Annotated in this window: 15 protein-coding genes and 2 pseudogenes; 6 read left to right on the forward strand and 11 right to left on the reverse strand. The window is 61.5% G+C overall.

Translation table 11 applies throughout. The features are described from left to right. Positions 1-16: 16 nt before the first annotated feature. From R9B84_RS32040 to R9B84_RS32050, 3 genes and pseudogenes are all read right to left on the reverse strand, one after another. The gene (locus tag R9B84_RS32040; RefSeq protein WP_423763524.1) at positions 17-949 is read right to left on the reverse strand and encodes a hypothetical protein; all 933 of its coding nucleotides are present in this window, start codon (positions 947-949) and stop codon (positions 17-19) included. Positions 950-1266: 317 nt separating this feature from the next. After that, positions 1267-1518: pseudogene (locus tag R9B84_RS32045) on the reverse strand (phosphate acyltransferase); the annotation flags it as partial. Positions 1519-1615: 97 nt separating this feature from the next. Beyond that, positions 1616-1846 (reverse strand): hypothetical protein, encoded by a 231-nt coding sequence (locus R9B84_RS32050; RefSeq protein WP_423761452.1) that lies wholly within the window; start codon positions 1844-1846, stop codon positions 1616-1618. A gap of 290 nt (positions 1847-2136) precedes the next feature. Between R9B84_RS32050 and R9B84_RS32055 the strand changes: the two genes are divergently transcribed. The 3 genes from R9B84_RS32055 to R9B84_RS32065 all read left to right on the forward strand — a co-directional run bounded on the left by R9B84_RS32055 (position 2137) and on the right by R9B84_RS32065 (position 5976). Next, the gene (locus tag R9B84_RS32055) at positions 2137-3372 is read left to right on the forward strand and encodes an MFS transporter (RefSeq protein WP_423761453.1); all 1236 of its coding nucleotides are present in this window, start codon (positions 2137-2139) and stop codon (positions 3370-3372) included. Continuing rightward, positions 3341-4357, forward strand: coding sequence for a LysR family transcriptional regulator (locus R9B84_RS32060; RefSeq protein ID WP_423761454.1), 1017 nt, complete (start codon positions 3341-3343; stop codon positions 4355-4357). The genes R9B84_RS32055 and R9B84_RS32060 overlap by 32 nt, the downstream gene beginning before the upstream one ends. 89 nt (positions 4358-4446) lie before the next feature. After that, complete coding sequence (locus tag R9B84_RS32065; protein WP_423761455.1) at positions 4447-5976, forward strand: amidase; 1530 nt, start codon at positions 4447-4449, stop codon at positions 5974-5976. Positions 5977-6023: 47 nt separating this feature from the next. On the opposite strand, the pseudogene R9B84_RS32070 reads toward R9B84_RS32065, so the two are convergent. Both R9B84_RS32070 and R9B84_RS32075 read right to left on the reverse strand, forming a co-directional pair. Then, a pseudogene (locus R9B84_RS32070) lies at positions 6024-6221 on the reverse strand (PLP-dependent aminotransferase family protein); the annotation flags it as partial. Between the two features lie 419 nt (positions 6222-6640). Next, positions 6641-6928, reverse strand: coding sequence for a hypothetical protein (locus R9B84_RS32075; RefSeq protein ID WP_338640918.1), 288 nt, complete (start codon positions 6926-6928; stop codon positions 6641-6643). A 505-nt stretch (positions 6929-7433) separates the two neighbouring features. On the opposite strand from R9B84_RS32075, the gene R9B84_RS32080 reads away from it, so the two are divergent. Beyond that, positions 7434-7844: a GNAT family N-acetyltransferase gene (locus tag R9B84_RS32080; RefSeq protein WP_423761456.1), complete on the forward strand. Its 411-nt coding sequence runs from the start codon at positions 7434-7436 to the stop codon at positions 7842-7844. 293 nt (positions 7845-8137) lie between these two features. Continuing rightward, on the forward strand, positions 8138-8371 hold the full coding sequence (locus tag R9B84_RS32085) for a hypothetical protein (RefSeq protein ID WP_011549124.1): 234 nt from the start codon (positions 8138-8140) through the stop codon (positions 8369-8371). Positions 8372-8490: 119 nt separating this feature from the next. Here R9B84_RS32085 and R9B84_RS32090 read toward each other — a convergent pair whose 3' ends face one another. After that, complete coding sequence (locus R9B84_RS32090) at positions 8491-10791, reverse strand: NADP-dependent malic enzyme (protein ID WP_423763525.1); 2301 nt, start codon at positions 10789-10791, stop codon at positions 8491-8493. Between the two features lie 136 nt (positions 10792-10927). Here R9B84_RS32090 and R9B84_RS32095 point away from each other — a divergent pair, with 136 nt between their 5' ends. Beyond that, positions 10928-11899 carry a LysR substrate-binding domain-containing protein gene (locus tag R9B84_RS32095; protein WP_423761457.1) on the forward strand — a complete coding sequence of 324 codons (972 nt, stop codon included), beginning with the start codon at positions 10928-10930 and terminating at the stop codon, positions 11897-11899. A gap of 49 nt (positions 11900-11948) precedes the next feature. On the opposite strand, the gene R9B84_RS32100 is transcribed toward R9B84_RS32095, so the two are convergent. The 5 genes from R9B84_RS32100 to R9B84_RS32120 all read right to left on the reverse strand — a co-directional run bounded on the left by R9B84_RS32100 (position 11949) and on the right by R9B84_RS32120 (position 14902). Further along, positions 11949-12626 (reverse strand): hypothetical protein, encoded by a 678-nt coding sequence (locus R9B84_RS32100; RefSeq protein ID WP_423761458.1) that lies wholly within the window; start codon positions 12624-12626, stop codon positions 11949-11951. Between the two features lie 139 nt (positions 12627-12765). Beyond that, positions 12766-13260, reverse strand: coding sequence for a GNAT family N-acetyltransferase (locus R9B84_RS32105; protein WP_423761459.1), 495 nt, complete (start codon positions 13258-13260; stop codon positions 12766-12768). Between the two features lie 87 nt (positions 13261-13347). Further along, a complete protein-coding gene (locus R9B84_RS32110) occupies positions 13348-13506 on the reverse strand; it encodes a hypothetical protein (protein ID WP_423761460.1) in 159 nt (52 codons plus the stop codon). 66 nt (positions 13507-13572) lie between these two features. Beyond that, on the reverse strand, positions 13573-13953 hold the full coding sequence (locus tag R9B84_RS32115; protein WP_423761461.1) for a VOC family protein: 381 nt from the start codon (positions 13951-13953) through the stop codon (positions 13573-13575). A 103-nt stretch (positions 13954-14056) separates the two neighbouring features. After that, complete coding sequence (locus tag R9B84_RS32120; protein WP_423761462.1) at positions 14057-14902, reverse strand: GNAT family N-acetyltransferase; 846 nt, start codon at positions 14900-14902, stop codon at positions 14057-14059. Between the last annotated feature and the right edge of the window lie 270 nt (positions 14903-15172).

Consider the following 15172-nt stretch of genomic DNA (forward strand, 5'->3'; position numbering starts at 1 on the left):
CGCGCGGATCGCGCAATCAGCTGGGCGACTTGAGGGTGATGATCGTTTGACGCAGCAACTGGAAGTAGGAGCTCGTCGTGTACGGGACCATTTGTTCGGCGTAGTTCCACCAGAAGAAACCTCCGATGAAACGCGGGTCGGCCATGCTGTTGACCATCGGGTAATAGGTTTTGATCAGGTTCTGCTGCACCGATGCCGGCGCGGCGGTATCCGAGGTACCGATTTCGCCGAAGCCGACCTTCGCGTTCGGGAAGATGCTTTCCAGCGCCGCGAAATCGTTCTTCCACGTCGGGCTCAGCCCCGGGCAATCCTGGTACGGGTAGTAGCTGAACAGCGCGTAGTCGGCCTGCTGGCGAACCGTCGAGGACAGGAACGTCGTCGGCCAGGTCTTCCAGTAGTCCTGGGGTTTCTCCCAGCAGTTGTTGCCCTTGCTGTCGTCGTTGTAGTACAGCGTGATCGCAGTCTTGCCGCCGTTCGATTTCACGATCGTGTTGGCCGCGGCGACCATCTGGCCGATCTGCTGTTCTTCCGAATTGACCACCGAGTTCGTACCGCTCGGGTCGCTGCGCAGCCATTCGCCGTTGATTTCGTTGGCGATCTCCCACACGTCGACGGTGTTCTTCAGTTGCGACACCAGTTCCTGCGTTCTCGCTTTATACGTGGCGAGATCCGTCGGGAAATAGTAGGAATCGTAGACCTCGCCCATCACGTATGCGACGGCGTGCAGGCGCAGCAGCGGTGCATAGTAGTCCGCGGCCGACGTACCCGGATCGAACACGACACGCACGGTCGGCCGGTACGGCAGGTTCTGCAGCGACGCGATGATCGCATCGAGTTTCGTCAGATCGTCGAGCGTGACGCCGTAGACGGGATTCTTCAGGGGTTCGACCTGGGCTTGGGCCGACTGGGACAAGGGCAAGAGCCCTGCATAGGCAACGCACGCGGCAATGGCCGTGCGCGAGAGGTTTTTCGTCAGTCTTTTCAAAACGTCCTTCCATCTTAAAGTAAGAAGAAGCGCGATTTTAGACGAAAATAAAAGACAATTATCGGATGATATCGACAGAAATGGCTCCGGAACGGTGTGAAGCCGGCGCATCACACAGGGGAAGTTGCGACGCGATGCCGCAGGGAGACATGTCCAGCATCCCTAATCGAATACCCCGCAACATTGGTTCACGACGCGGTCGAATAGTGAAACCCGTGACCACCGGGAGCCGGCCAGGCGATGCCTTGCGGCGTTCTCGCCGCCCAGCTTCGAACGGTCGATCAGGTAGATGCGTTGCGATCGGCGTCGATCGCCGGCGATGTTGCCATGTTCGCGATCCGCTGCACCGTCGAGTTCGAAGCGAGGGTATTCACGGGTGCGTTGGCGTTCGGCAGGAACGGTTCCGCCGGTGCATTTCGGCCCGCCTCGGTCTTGAGCAGGTTGTACGCGAGATTCCCCGCATCCGCGTTCGGGCAAACGAGCAGGTTGGCAGCGCCCATGCGCGGCGACATCGGAAAAAGGCGCGAGCGAAGCAGTCGTGAATTCCTCGATCAGTTCCGAGTCGGGATCGTCGTTGATGTGCGCACCCACCAGCAAGAGCCGTATTTAGCGGCTCCTGCTTGTCATGTCTTACGGTTCAGGGTCGTGGTACGGCAGCTCGCGCAGTGCTAACTGGCTGTAGTCAGGCGAGATCGTGATCTTCCGGGTGACATAGTTGACGTCGAGGTAGACGCGGTCGCCCGGTTTGAATCCAAATATCTTGAAATCCAGATCGATCGCGCGCATCCATGGCAGGTCAGGCCAGCCGCGTTTGGGAAGGTCCGGGTAGTTGCGGAGGACCCGCTCAAACGTCTTCTTCATGTCGACCGGTTTGTTCTTCCTCCGACGTGTCTTATTGGTGGCCAGATTGTCCCGCCGCACGCACCCATCCGGCCGCAGGCACTCGCAGGGCGTCTTTCATCCGCCAGGAAAACTCCGCCAATCCCCCCCGTCGCCGCGCTTCTCAGGTGCGTTTTCGCGAACGGAGCGATCTGAATATGTCACTTGTCGACCCATTTGCGGCTACTTACGATCAATTCGACTAGTCGCGGTGGGACTGCTCGGCATCACCGACGCGGGCCCGATCTTCCCTATATCGGCAGATGTCCACCATGATCGACCCCAATAAAAGCAGGCGTGCCAGCCTTGCGGTATTCGCGCTGCTCTACCTCGGCTTTTGCATCTCCTATATCGATCGCTCGGCGATCGCGCTTTCGCTCGTTGCCATCGGCAAGGAGTTCCATGTCGGCACTGCGGTGCAGGGTGTCGTCATGAGCACGTTCTATATCGGCTACGCGGCCATGCAGATTCCCGGCGGATGGATAGCGGATCGCTGGGGGAGCAAAAAGGTCATCGTCGTGTCCGTCGCGTTCTGGTCCTTGTTCACGTTGATGACCGGTCTCGCGTGGTCGCTTGCTTCGCTGATCGCGATCCGCTTCATCTTCGGTCTCGGCGAAGGCGGTTATCCCGGTGCTGCAGTGAAGGGCGTGACCGAATCGTGTGCGCGGGAGGATCGCCCGAAGATGTCGGCGTTCCTGATGTCGTCCAACTATGTCGGCAGCTTCATCGCACCACTGACTATCGCGCCGCTCATCCTCTATCTCGGCTGGCGTCATGCGTTCTTCGTCGCTGGCGGCGCGGGTCTCGTGTTCGCACTCGTCTATCTGATCGCGGTGAAGGACACGCATCGGAAACGCGATTCGGCTGGCCGTTCCGCGCGCATCGACGGCGCGGCAACGCGCGCGCTCCTCAAGATGCCGCTCATGTGGAAGATTCTGCTCACATGGTTCTGCATGGGCATCGTCAACAAGGGACTCGATGCGTGGATGCCCGCGTATCTTCTGACCGAGCGCCATCTCGACCTCAAGGCAGTCGGCATGCTCATGCCGCTTCCCTTCGTCGCAGCGAGCGTATCGACAGCGCTGGGCGGCTGGATTCTCACACGCTGGTTCGACGGCCGCGAGAAGTGGCTGATGGCCGCGTGCTGCGCGATCTCCGGCTTCTTTCTCTACGAGATGTACACCGCGGAAACGGTGACGGGCGTGATCGCGTATCAGTCGATCGTCTACTTCTTCAAGTCGTTCGTGTTCGCGGGTGTCTTCGCGCTTCCGGTCAAATTCCTGCCGCACAAGCTCATCGGCACAGGTGCGGGCATGGTCAATTTCGGCGGACAGGTCGCAGGATTCGTCGCGCCCGCCGTCATTGGCCTGCTGGTTTCGATCACGGGCAACTACGACACGGTATTCGGCTTCCTGATCGTGGCGACAGCGTTTGCGGTCATCACCAGTCTGTCGATACGACTGACGCCCGAGACCCGTGCACGCCTTGTCACCGCCGAGGAGGCCTGATCGCTTTGCCAGCCGGACAGGCGCTATCATGGGAAACTCCGCGTCCCGTCGATCCACCATGAGCGCCCGCATTCTTCAGGAAGCCGCCGTCCGTTACTTCCTCGAAGTCGTCAACACCGGCTCCATCGCCGATGCCGCCAACCGGCTGAACGTCGTGCCATCCGCCGTGAGCCGCCAGATCGCGCGGCTCGAAAGCGAACTCGGCGCGCAGCTTTTTGTACGGCAATCGCGCGGCATGGTCCCGAGCAAAGCGGGTGAAATGCTCGCCGCCTACGCGCGTCGCTCGCAACTCGACGCCGAGCAGATTTCGCTGGAAATCGACGCGCTTCGCGGCGAAACCGAACGCACGATCCGCATCGCCTGCACGGAAGGATTCGCCTCCACCTTCCTGCCGCGCGCGATGGCGGACTTCCGCCGCACCGTCGCACCCGCATCGTTCGAAGTCGTCGTCGATGCGGCCGCCGACGTCACGCAGCGCGTGCGCGAAGCCGAATGCGATGTCGGCCTCACGTTCAGCTTCGGCCCGGCGAAAGATATTCACGTCGCGTTTTCAGCACCCTCTCCCGTGTTCGCGATCGTCGCGTCATCTCATCCGCTCGCGCGGTCTGCACAGGTTTCGTTTCGTGAGTTGCTTGCGTATCCGCTCGCATTGCCGGGTGTGCATTCGACGCTGCACAAGCTGATCGATATCTATTGCAGCCGCGAAGGCGTCGCATGCACGAGCGTGCTCCGCAGCGCAACGCTCGAAACACTCCTGGGGTTCGTGCTCGCGAGCGACGCCATTACGTTCAGCGGCGAACTCTTCGTGCGTCCGCACCTGGCGTCCGGAGAACTCGTCGCGCTGCCCGTTCCGGAACTCGCCATCGGCGAACGCGCCATCGAAATTCAAACCCTCGCGCGGCGCGCGTTGCCGCCTCTGCTGCAATCGTTTATCGAGCGGCTCAGCGGCGAACTGTCTCCGCCCTCGCGCGTTGAGCAAAAGTGAACTGACCGTTCGATAAACATCACTAGCGATCGTTTTTCTCGTCGTCTACATTGAGCGGACTCTTGCATTGTCGCTTGAAGGACTGTCCGGTGAACGACCGTTACGAACTCACACGTCATAGTGCCGTTGCGCTGCGCTCGCTTTTGCAGGCACGCGAAATCTCCGCCGTCGAATTGCTCGAAGCCTGCATCGCGCGAATCGAAAGGCTCAATCCGTATGTCAACGCCATCACGGCGACGAGCTTCGAACGCGCGCGCATCGAAGCCGGTGCTGCCGATATCGCGCTCGCACGCGGCGATGCCGTCGGTCCCTTGCACGGCTTGCCGATCGGTATCAAGGATCTCGAAGAGACCGAAGGTCTTCTGACCACTTACGGCTCGCCGCTCTATCGCGCGAACGTACCCGCCCACGACAACACGCTGGTGCGTCGGCTGCGCGCGGCGGGCGCGATTGTCGTCGGCAAGACCAACGTGCCGGAAATGGGCGCGGGCGCGAACAGCTTCAATCCCGTGTGGGGCGCGACGGGCAATCCGTTCGATCCGCGCCTGAACGCGGGCGGTTCGTCGGGCGGCTCGGCGGTGGCGCTCGCGCTCGACATGGTGCCGCTGGCCAGCGGTTCCGACACCGGCGGCTCGCTGCGCATTCCCGCAGCGAAGTGCGGCGTGGTCGGAATGCGCACGTCGCCGGGACTCGTGCCGAGCGATCGAAAGCCGCTCGGCTGGACGCCGATTGCAGTGGTTGGGCCGATGGGGCGCACCGTCGACGACACGTGGCTGCAACTCGCGGCGACGGTCGGCCTGTCGGGCAGCGATCCACTCGGCTATCCATTCGCGATGAATCCGACGATGGATGGCCGCGCGCCCACGGACGTGTCGAAACTGCGCATCGGTTACACGGAAGACTTCGGCGTGTGCGAAGTGGACGACGACATCCGTGCCACGTTCCGACGCAAGATCGAGTTTATCCGTCGCGAGGTGGCCGTATGCGAGCCGATCGAAGTGGACTTCGAGGGTGCGCATCGCTGCTTCGATGTACTTCGCGCGGAGGCCTTCGTCGCCGGCCTTCAAAAGGCGTATGAGACCGACCCCGATTCGCTTGGCCCGAATCCGCGCGCGAACTATGAAATGGGTATCGGCCTCGGTCTTGCGGATTGCGTGCGTGCGCACGGCGACCAGACGCGACTGTTTCGCCGCTTCCAGACGCTGTTCGACCGTTATGACGTGATTCTTTCGCCAACGACACCTGTCTCGCCGTTCCCGTGGACGCAGCCGTATCTGAAATCGGTGAATGGCGTCGAACTGGAGAACTACTATCGCTGGCTGTCGCTCACGTACGTCGTGACGCTCGCGACGAATCCGGCGTTGTCGCTGCCGTGCGGAGTCGATCATCGGGGCATGCCGTTTGGGCTGCAGATGATCGGCGCTTTCCGTGGCGATCTCGCACTGCTCGATGCGGCCCGCGCGTTCGAAACGCTCTTCGCGTCGTCCGACGAAACACGCCGCCCGATTCCCGATGCCACGAAGCTGCGTGCATCGGACGTCGACCTGAAGTCGATGGTCACGCATCCGCCGGTGCTCGATGCTGCATCGTCTCCCAGTGCATCTGACTCCGCAGTCTGACCCGAACACGATCGATTCCATTTACGGCAAGCCGCTCGAAACGTGGCAGTCGGGCCGTATTGCAGGCAGCGGATGGCCTGTGCGTACCCGTGTTCGGCGGCCATGTTCAGGCCGTCGACGTCGAACAGGTCGCTGGCCGAATAGCCGCCCGCGAAGGAAATCATGCCCGGCTCGGACAGGTACTTGAACAACTCGCGAATCGGCGAGCCGGCGGGATTCTGGAATGAGGAAGTGAACGCGTACATGTCGTCGTGAGCTGGATGGCGCGGACGGCCGAGATAGCCGTCAGGTGCCTGCCGCCGTGATGCTTCTGGCGCCGCGGCGGCGAATTCGAGCCACGATTGTCGATAGTCAGTAAGGCCGCGGCAAACGATACCTATGCACTAGGTCTTGCGGTTTGGTCGTTAATTGGGGGGCATCGGGGGACGGGGAATGCGGGGTTTTAAGTGTGTTTATTCGCGCCAGTGTTTGATCCGGGCGATTGTTTCGTCGGGCGCTGTGCGGCCTCACGATCCTTGCGGTCGTGACAGTTGTTGAAGCTGGCTGTGAGTGCGAATCGCAATATTCGAGGCCATGGCCGGGGCAGTTGCGCCCCGGCAGTCAGTCGCGTTCGTGCAAAGCTTGCAATGCACCCGCAAGGGCCACGCAAAGCGGCCCTTGCTGTTTATTCCGCTTCGTCTTCCTGGGCAGCCTGACCGTAGGGCTGCTCTCGCCAGTTCAGCGCGCTGTGGTCAGGCGTGATGGTGACCTTTCGGAGATCGAAATTGAACTCGAGATAGACGTGATCACCCGGTTTGAATCCGAACATCTCGAAATGCGCGTCGATGGCGCGCATCCATCGCATGTACGGCTGGCCCTCTTGGGGAAGATCGGGCTTGTTGTCGAGGGTCAGTTCAACCTCGGGGTACCGTTTGAGCTTCTTGGGACGTGACTTACTATAGGCGTTAGCCATTTCCGACTCCTGGTGTGAGTTGGTGGTGGTCAGCGGGTCGTATGGGTTGCAGCCCATGCGGCCCGCGCTTTTTGTTGCCGTGGATTTCCCTTCTCTCTCCCCCTTCGCTGCGTCTTGTTGGGCAAGACGGATTCTTCGACCATCGGTGCGAAGGGTGCTGCGACCAACTCCGATGGGCGAGAAGCAAGGCTTCATGACCAGTGTAGTCGCGCTGGCATCTCAGAAATGGGGAGTTGGGGGGGATTGGCCGAAGGGTATAGGGATGGGGGGGCGCCGCCGCTGGTCAGCTTTTGGCCGCTGATATCCGAACGCACTCGAATACAGTCGCGATGACATCACCTACTACGACAACAACGGAGATGGCAGGAAAAGCAGAATCTCCTTCCCTCCCTCGACATCAGACTGGATGCGGACGCGCATGCCATTCTTCAACTGAGTTAATCTGACCCGGCGATTCTCAACGAGCACGGCCCCTCGGCCGAAACGACCAATTTGAAGGGTTCACATGGATTACGTCGTCCATCAAGAAGTACCGTCCGTATCGACTTACATCGAGATCCGCCTTGCTGCCGGGTTAAGCCGAAAGTCGGAGCAAGCCGCGACGATCGGGTTGAAGAACGGACTCTTTAGCGTAGTAGCGTACTCGGGCAGTGCCCCGGTCGGGATCGGCAGGATTATCGGCGACGGTGGTTGCTTCTTCGAGGTCGTCGATATTGCGGTATTGCCGGCTCACCAGAAGAAGGGCGTGGGCGATCTGATCATGCGAGCGCTCATGGATTACATTCACGAGAATGCGCTACCTACCGCTTATGTCAGTCTGATGGCGGACCATGGAACGCCGAAGTTCTATGAGCGCTATGGCTTCCAGCCTTCGGTGCTTCCGGAGAAAGCGGGGATGTTTCTTCGCATCAAATAACGTGAATGTCGCGTTCACCGCGACAAGCGAGTGGGGAACAACGACCGTTGCCGACCCTGAACGGCCCTTCAGATTCATCCAAAGCGGCCAATCGTTGTGACCTGCGGCCGGATTTTGTAGCCACGCTCGATGAGTATCTTGGCCTCGGCGCGACTGCGGAATCATTCCCGATTAAATCGCTTCTCGCGCAGCGTGCCGTTGGAACCTTCAACGGAGTCGTTCTGCCAAGGGCGGCAAGAACGGACACAGCGTGTACGATCTGGTCTTCAAGAAAACCATCCAAGGGGAGTGGAATGAATCCGGAACAGGCCCGAGCCGAAGAAACCCAGGCGATGGAGCGCATGGTGGCCGCCACGCTGCGCGTGCAGAGTACGTTCGCCTCGATGCAGAAGCAATTTCCGCCGCAAGGCAGCGGCGAGCCTTCGCCGTTCGCGCTGCAAACCTTCGATGCCGCCCTGCAGGAACTTGAAGACGCACAGGCCGCGTTCGATGCGCTGCTGAACGATCTGATCGACGGTAACCGCTAAAGGCTACGCCCTTATCTGCACCGATTGTCGACGATCTAAAAGCTGTGTCGAACGGCCGTTTGTGGCCGAGTACCGACAAACGCAGGGGCGGCCGTAGCCGCCCCACATCACACAATCAATCAGACAGAAGCACTCCGATTAGCCTCAATCACCGTCAACGCTGCCATATTCACGATCCGCCGCACGGTCGCGCTCGAAGTGAGAATGTTCACGGGTGCGTTGACGCCCAGCAGGAACGGCCCCACCGCCACATTGCTCCCTGCCTCGGTCTTGAGCAGGTTGTACGCAATATTCCCCGCATCGACGTTCGGACAAACGAGCAGATTCGCAGCCCCCTTCAGCGGCGACATCGGCAGCAGCTTCGACCGCAGCCCTTCATCGAGCGCACAGTCGCCGTGCATCTCGCCGTCCGCCTCGATATCCGGCGCCTGCTCCCGAACGATCTCCAGCGCCCGACGCATCTTCACACCCGAAGCCGCACTCCCTGACCCAAAATTCGACCGCGAAAGCAACGCAGCCTTCGGCGTGAGATTCAGCCATTCCATCTGCCGAGCCGCAGCAATCGTGAATTCCGCGATCTGCTCCGCATCGGGATTATCGTTGACGTGCGTGTCCACCAGCGCCACCGTCCGCTGATCGAGCAGCAGAATATTCATCGCTGCATACGTGGAAGCACCCGGCTTCTTGCCGATCGCTTCGTCGACGAAGCGCAGGTGATTGTGATACTCGCCAACGGTCCCGCAAATCATCCCGTCTGCATCGCCGAGCCGCACCATCATCGCGCCGATCAACGTCAGGCGACGCCGCATTTCGACGCGCGCCATCTCCTTCGAAATACCATCCCTGCACCGCAGTTCCCAATACGTCGTCCAGTACTGCGGGAACCGTTCGTCATACTCCGGATTGGTCACTTCGACATCCTGACCGAGTCGCAGGCGCAGACCAAACCGCTCGATCCGGGCAAGCAGCACCTCCGGGCGCCCAACCAGGATCGGACGCGCCAGCTTCTCGTCGACGATCACCTGCACGGCACGAAGCACACGCTCGTCTTCGCCTTCGGTGAAGACGATCCGCGCCTTGCCGCCGTCACGCACGAGCTGACGCGCCGTCGCGAACAGCGGCTTCATGAACGCGCCGGAGTGGTAGACGAATTGCTGCAGTTGCTCGACATACGCGTCGAGGTTCGCCAGGGGGCGCGTCGCCACACCACCCTCCATCGCCGCCTTGGCCACGGCCGGCGCGATACGAACGATCAGGCGCGGATCGAACGGCTTCGGAATCAGGTATTGCGGACCGAACGCCACGTCGTACGCACCATAGGCCGCCGCCACGACTTCGTTCTGCTCCTCCTCGGCAAGCCCCGCGATCGCGTGAACAGCGGCGATTTCCATTTCGCGGGTGATCGTCGTCGCGCCCACGTCCAGTGCGCCGCGGAAAATGTACGGGAAGCACAGGACGTTGTTGACCTGGTTCGGGTAGTCCGAGCGCCCCGTCGCGATCACGACATCGTCGCGCGTCGCATGCGCCAGTTCCGGGAAGATTTCCGGCGTCGGGTTGGCCAGCGCGAGAATCAGCGGACGCGCCGCCATCTGCTTCAGCATGTCCGCGCTCAGAATGCCGCCGACCGACAGGCCCAGGAACACGTCCGCGCCGCCGATGACTTCGGACAGCTTGCGCGCATCGGTTTCCTGCGCAAAGCGCGACTTTGCCGGGTCCATCAGCGTGGTACGGCCGCGATAGACGACGCCTTCGATATCGGTCACCCAGATGTTTTCAACCGGCAGCCCGAGGTCGACCAGCAGGTCCAGACAGGCCAGCGCGGCCGCACCGGCACCCGACGTCACGACCTTCACCTCCTTGATCGACTTCCCGACGACCTTCAGCCCGTTGATGAAAGCGGCCGATACGGTGATGGCGGTGCCGTGCTGATCGTCGTGGAAGACGGGAATCTTCATGCGTTCGCGCAGCTTCTGCTCGACCGTGAAGCACTCCGGCGCCTTGATGTCCTCGAGATTGATGCCGCCGAACGTGGGTTCGAGGCCGGCGATGATGTCGACCAGCTTGTCCGGATCGGTCTCGTTGATCTCGATGTCGAAGACGTCGATCCCGGCGAACTTCTTGAACAGGACGGCCTTGCCTTCCATGACCGGCTTCGATGCGAGCGGACCGATGTTGCCCAGACCGAGCACCGCGGTGCCGTTCGTGATCACGCCGACCAGGTTGCCGCGGCTCGTGAAGCGGTGCGCCTGCAGCGGATCGGCCGCGATCGCCTCGCACACCCCCGCTACGCCCGGGGTGTAAGCCAGCGCGAGATCGCGCTGGGTCACGAGCGGCTTGCTGGCGACGACCGAGATCTTCCCCGGGGTCGGAAACTCGTGATAGTCGAACGCTGCCTGCTGCTGTGTCTCTGTCTGTTTCATGTTTTTCGGTCCGGGCACGGGCGCCAGGCCAGTCCCGGCGCGATCCATGAAGGGGATTCTAGGGATCCGCCATAAGGAGATGATTCTGTTTTAATATCGGTCCATCACTTTTTCATGATGAATGCATGACCAGTCAATGACTTTTGACGCAAACGACGTGGTCAGGCGGCTGGGCGCACGTCTGAAGATTCGGCATCTGGTGCTGTTGCTGCAGATCCAGCAGCACGGGTCGCTGACGCGCGTCGCGGAGCACATGGCCAGCAGCCAGCCCGCCGTGACGAACGCGCTGTCCGAGCTGGAGAGCATGTTCGGCACGCCGCTGTTCGAACGCTCGTCGCGCGGCATGCGGCCGACCGCGCTCGGCGCGGTCGTGCTCGAACGGGCGAAGGCGATGATCAAGGATCTCGACCACCTCGCCCGCGAGATGGAGGCCGTCGCCGCCGGGCATGCGGCCCACCTGCACATCGGCGTGATTCCGTTCATCTCCGGCCAGATGCTGTCGGCGGCGCTGAAGCGGCTGCAAGCGCGGATGGAGCGGCGCCTGACCGTGACGATTCATGAAGGCACCAGCGATCAACTGCTGCTGCAGCTCAAGGACCACAGCGTCGACATCGTGATCGGGCGCGCGTCGTCGGCGGTCGATCTGGGGCAGGTTTCCTTTGAAGTGCTGTACCAGCAGCAGCCGCGGATGATCGCGAGCCGGCGCCTTGCCGCGAAACTGGCTCGCACGGCGCTGGACTGGAACAAGCTGCACGCGCTCGACTGGATTCTCGGCGCGCCGCATACGCCGATGCGGGAACAGGTAACCGACCTGTTTCTGTCGGCCGGCATCCCGCCGCCGGTTCCGGTCGTCGAAAGTTACTCGTCCAAGCTGATCGGCGAAATGATTGCGTCGAGCGACGAAGCCGTCTCGATCGTGCCGGCCGATATCGCGGAGGAACTGGTGCGGATTGCAGGCGTAGCGATCGTGCCTTACTCGCTGGTGTGGACGCTTCCGCCGATTGCGCTGTTTACCCGCGCCGCCGACTCGCGCTCGCCGGCGCGGGATTTGCTCGTCGACGCGCTACGCGAGGTGTGTAAAGAGACGTATGGGGAAGCGCGGCGATAAGGTTGCAGGCCCGCCGAAAGCAGGCATGACTCGGAGCGTCTGCGGTAGGCTACTTGCTGGCGGTGAGGCGTCGCATGATTTCCCCGCGCTCGGCGCTCAGCACACGATCCGAGCCCTCGCCCCTGTCGTAGCGCTTGGCTGTCCGGTAGGAAAACCGCTTCTTGTACTGACTGGTTGCGGGATCGAACATCCACGCATCCACTTCGAAGAAGTGCTTTTCGAAATGACTCTCGTCCTTGCCCCAGACATAATCCGCCCGGACAAACAGCGGATAGGGCGAGACTTCCGGCACCTTCCACATCGCGCGATCGGCCATCTCTGTTTCGGTGATTTCCGGCATCAGATTGTCGATCTTTCCGTTCGCGCCATAACGCAGTACGGCTACGCGCTCCAGCATCCCGCTGCCACCGCCCGAGAACATCCCCGAGAAGAACACCCAGGAACCGCCCGATTCAATCGGCAACCGTTCGGACCGTGGATTCAGTCCGAACTGATATAGCTCCCTGGAAGAACCGGAAACAGGAGCAGGCGGCATCTCGAAGCACGGCGCACGACCAGGAAGCACGCAGAGTTTCACCCCGGACAACGGGAGCCCATCGGCATCATGCTTGCCTTCCGTCTGGGTGAAGCGCGGGAAAGCAGGTTCGCTGGATGTCGCCTGAGCATCGGCGATGCCGATGACGGAAATGCTCAAGATCACCCCGAGCGTCTTGCAGATCCAGCGCATGCCCTCTTCCTCTCTCTTCCGTTAATTTCCGCAGATTGTCGATGATCCGGCGGCCTCTGTCGAACGGACGATTGCAGCCGACTACATCCGGTCATCTGGCCAGGCATGTACGAAAAACCTGTCGACGCTCCGATCGAAACTAGTCAGCCAGTTTCTCGTACAGTGACCAGACATAGCCGTCCGATTTCATTCCCGCGCGGGTAAAACCAAGCGACTCGTAGTAAGCGCAGAGCTTCGTGTTTTCGGTGGCGCAGTCGAGTCGAACAAGGCGCCGGTTCAATCCGCTCACCTTGCGAGCGCACCAATCAAGCATGAAGCTGCCGAGCCCGAGCCCGTTAAAACCTTGCCGCACACACAGCCCATGGACATAACCGGCGATCGGCTCTTGAGGCCCCCAGTGTTTGTCATCGTCCAGACCGAATGAAAACGTCCCGACCGGCGCGCCATCCAGTTCGACGACATACACTTCTTTTTCAGCGACGTTGTTTCGCACCCATCGCTCGGAGAACCCGTCGCCGTCCTTGCCCCACGCGTAGTCACCGTGCGCAACCTTCTTCGCATGCGCGTCGTTCCGGATCTGTGTAAGCGCCGGTACATCGTCTGCCGTTGCTCTGCGGACGCTTTTTGAGGTCATCGCTCGTCTCTCCGTTGAAGCTTCACGTCGTGCTCAAACGCCGCTATCGCGCACGTCTGCATTCGCGATCGCAACGGCGCGGCGATGTTACGAAGCCGTACGCTGAAACCAACGCGAACACGGCCCCGGGTAAATGAGGACGGTTGCAATCGCATTGGCGAACAAGGCCACGTCGAACAGGTTCACATTGAATGGCAACGCCATCGCGAGAAAGGCAACCGTCGTGACAAGCGTGAAGACATCCATCAGCCGCCATCTATCGACGTGTCACGCGCGAGATAATCCCGCAGCGCCGGTCCTCGCCCGGCAGGATCACTCCTCCGCCCGCTGACAAACCACCTCGATATTGTGCCCGTCCGGCCCGATGACGAACGCCGCATAGTAGTTCGCGTTATAACGCGGCCGTAACCCCGGCGCCCCATTGTCTTTCCCGCCCGCCGCCAGCGCCGCGCGATAGAACTCGTCGACTTGCCGCCGATTCTCGGCCTTGAATGCGATGTGAAGATGCGCGGGCTTCTCCGCAGTCTGGAACAGACACAACGAAGGCTGCCACGGCCCCGGCGGACAAAGCTCGACGCCGTACGAAGGCTCCCCCTCCCCCGCGACTACCACGCCAAGCGGTTCAAGTGCCTTCAGGAAAAACGCTTTGCTCGCTGCGAAATCGCTGACTCCGAATTTGACGTGGTCAAACATGAGTTCCCCCTCGGATAGTGGGGCCCGCCCGCGCCCCGACGTGATGGACGGATGACCGCGATGTTGCCACATGCAGCCATCGGCGGCAGCCCTGTCCGCCCCATCACCCCAGCTCGAACGACGTCACCCCGAACACGCGATCGATCGCGATCGCGGGTGCGTCTTTCGTGTACATCCGCGCGGTTTCGAAGACCCTTGTCATGCCGTGCCGTTCCGCCAGCGCGACGGCCGCGGGATTCGTTTCCGGCACGTCGAGCACGATGACCTCGCCGGGCATGCTGGCCGCCAGCGCGCGAAACAACCCGGTGGCGACGCCTGCGTCATCGGCGAAGAGCGGGCCGATCTTGCAGCCCGCCTTGCAGCGGCGCACAACCCCGTATCCGGCGACACGGCCGGCGTCGACCGTTGCGAGCGCAACGGCATCCGGCTGTGCGATCCACGCCGAGACGAAACGCTCGCGCGCCGCGGGAAAACACTGGCGATCGTAGGCAAGCAGCTGCTCGAACGGCACGTCGGCCGCTGCCGCTACATGCGCGCACCCGATGCCGCCCACGCGCCCCTGATAGCGAATGTTGCGGTACGCGAGCCGAAACCCGGACTTCCTGTAGTTCGCCTGCTGGGCGACGACACCATCGAGACCGACGTTGCGGTCTCCCAGATAACGCATGCCGTGCTGCCAGATCCGCATACCGAAGCCTTTGCCGCGGAACCCGGGCTTCACGATATAAAGACCGATGAAGCCAAAGCGCTCGTCATACGCGACGGCGGCGAGGCATGCCACCGGCTCACCGCGCCAAACGCCGACGAAGAAACCGGCCGGGTCCGCTTCCCTGAAACAGAGCGGGTCATGCCAGCCGGGGTTCCACCCTTCCGCAGCCGCCCATTCGACCGACATGGCTAGCTCGTCGGCCGACATGGTGCGCACGATAAAGTCACCGTCTTGATCCATGGTTCGCCCCACTCGCGGCTTTAAACCTCGCCGCCTCGTGTTACGGAAAATGCATCCGGGAAGCACCGGCAAGCGAGCACCGGCCAACTGACAGAACAGACCGCGCAATCATGCCCTGACACGCTCCGACACAATGCGTTGTGGGGGCGGTCAACCCGCCGCACGCCCGGTTAACGTCCTTCTCGTTGTTTCGCCAACGAGGCGGCCATGCCCAAACCGATACTCGACGACGAAATGAAGTCAGGCTTCAAAACGCATCGTGTCAGCGCT

Origin of the sequence: Burkholderia sp. NLJ2, assembly GCF_049487195.1 — a bacterium.
Classification (GTDB): Bacteria; Pseudomonadota; Gammaproteobacteria; order Burkholderiales; family Burkholderiaceae; genus Burkholderia; species Burkholderia pyrrocinia.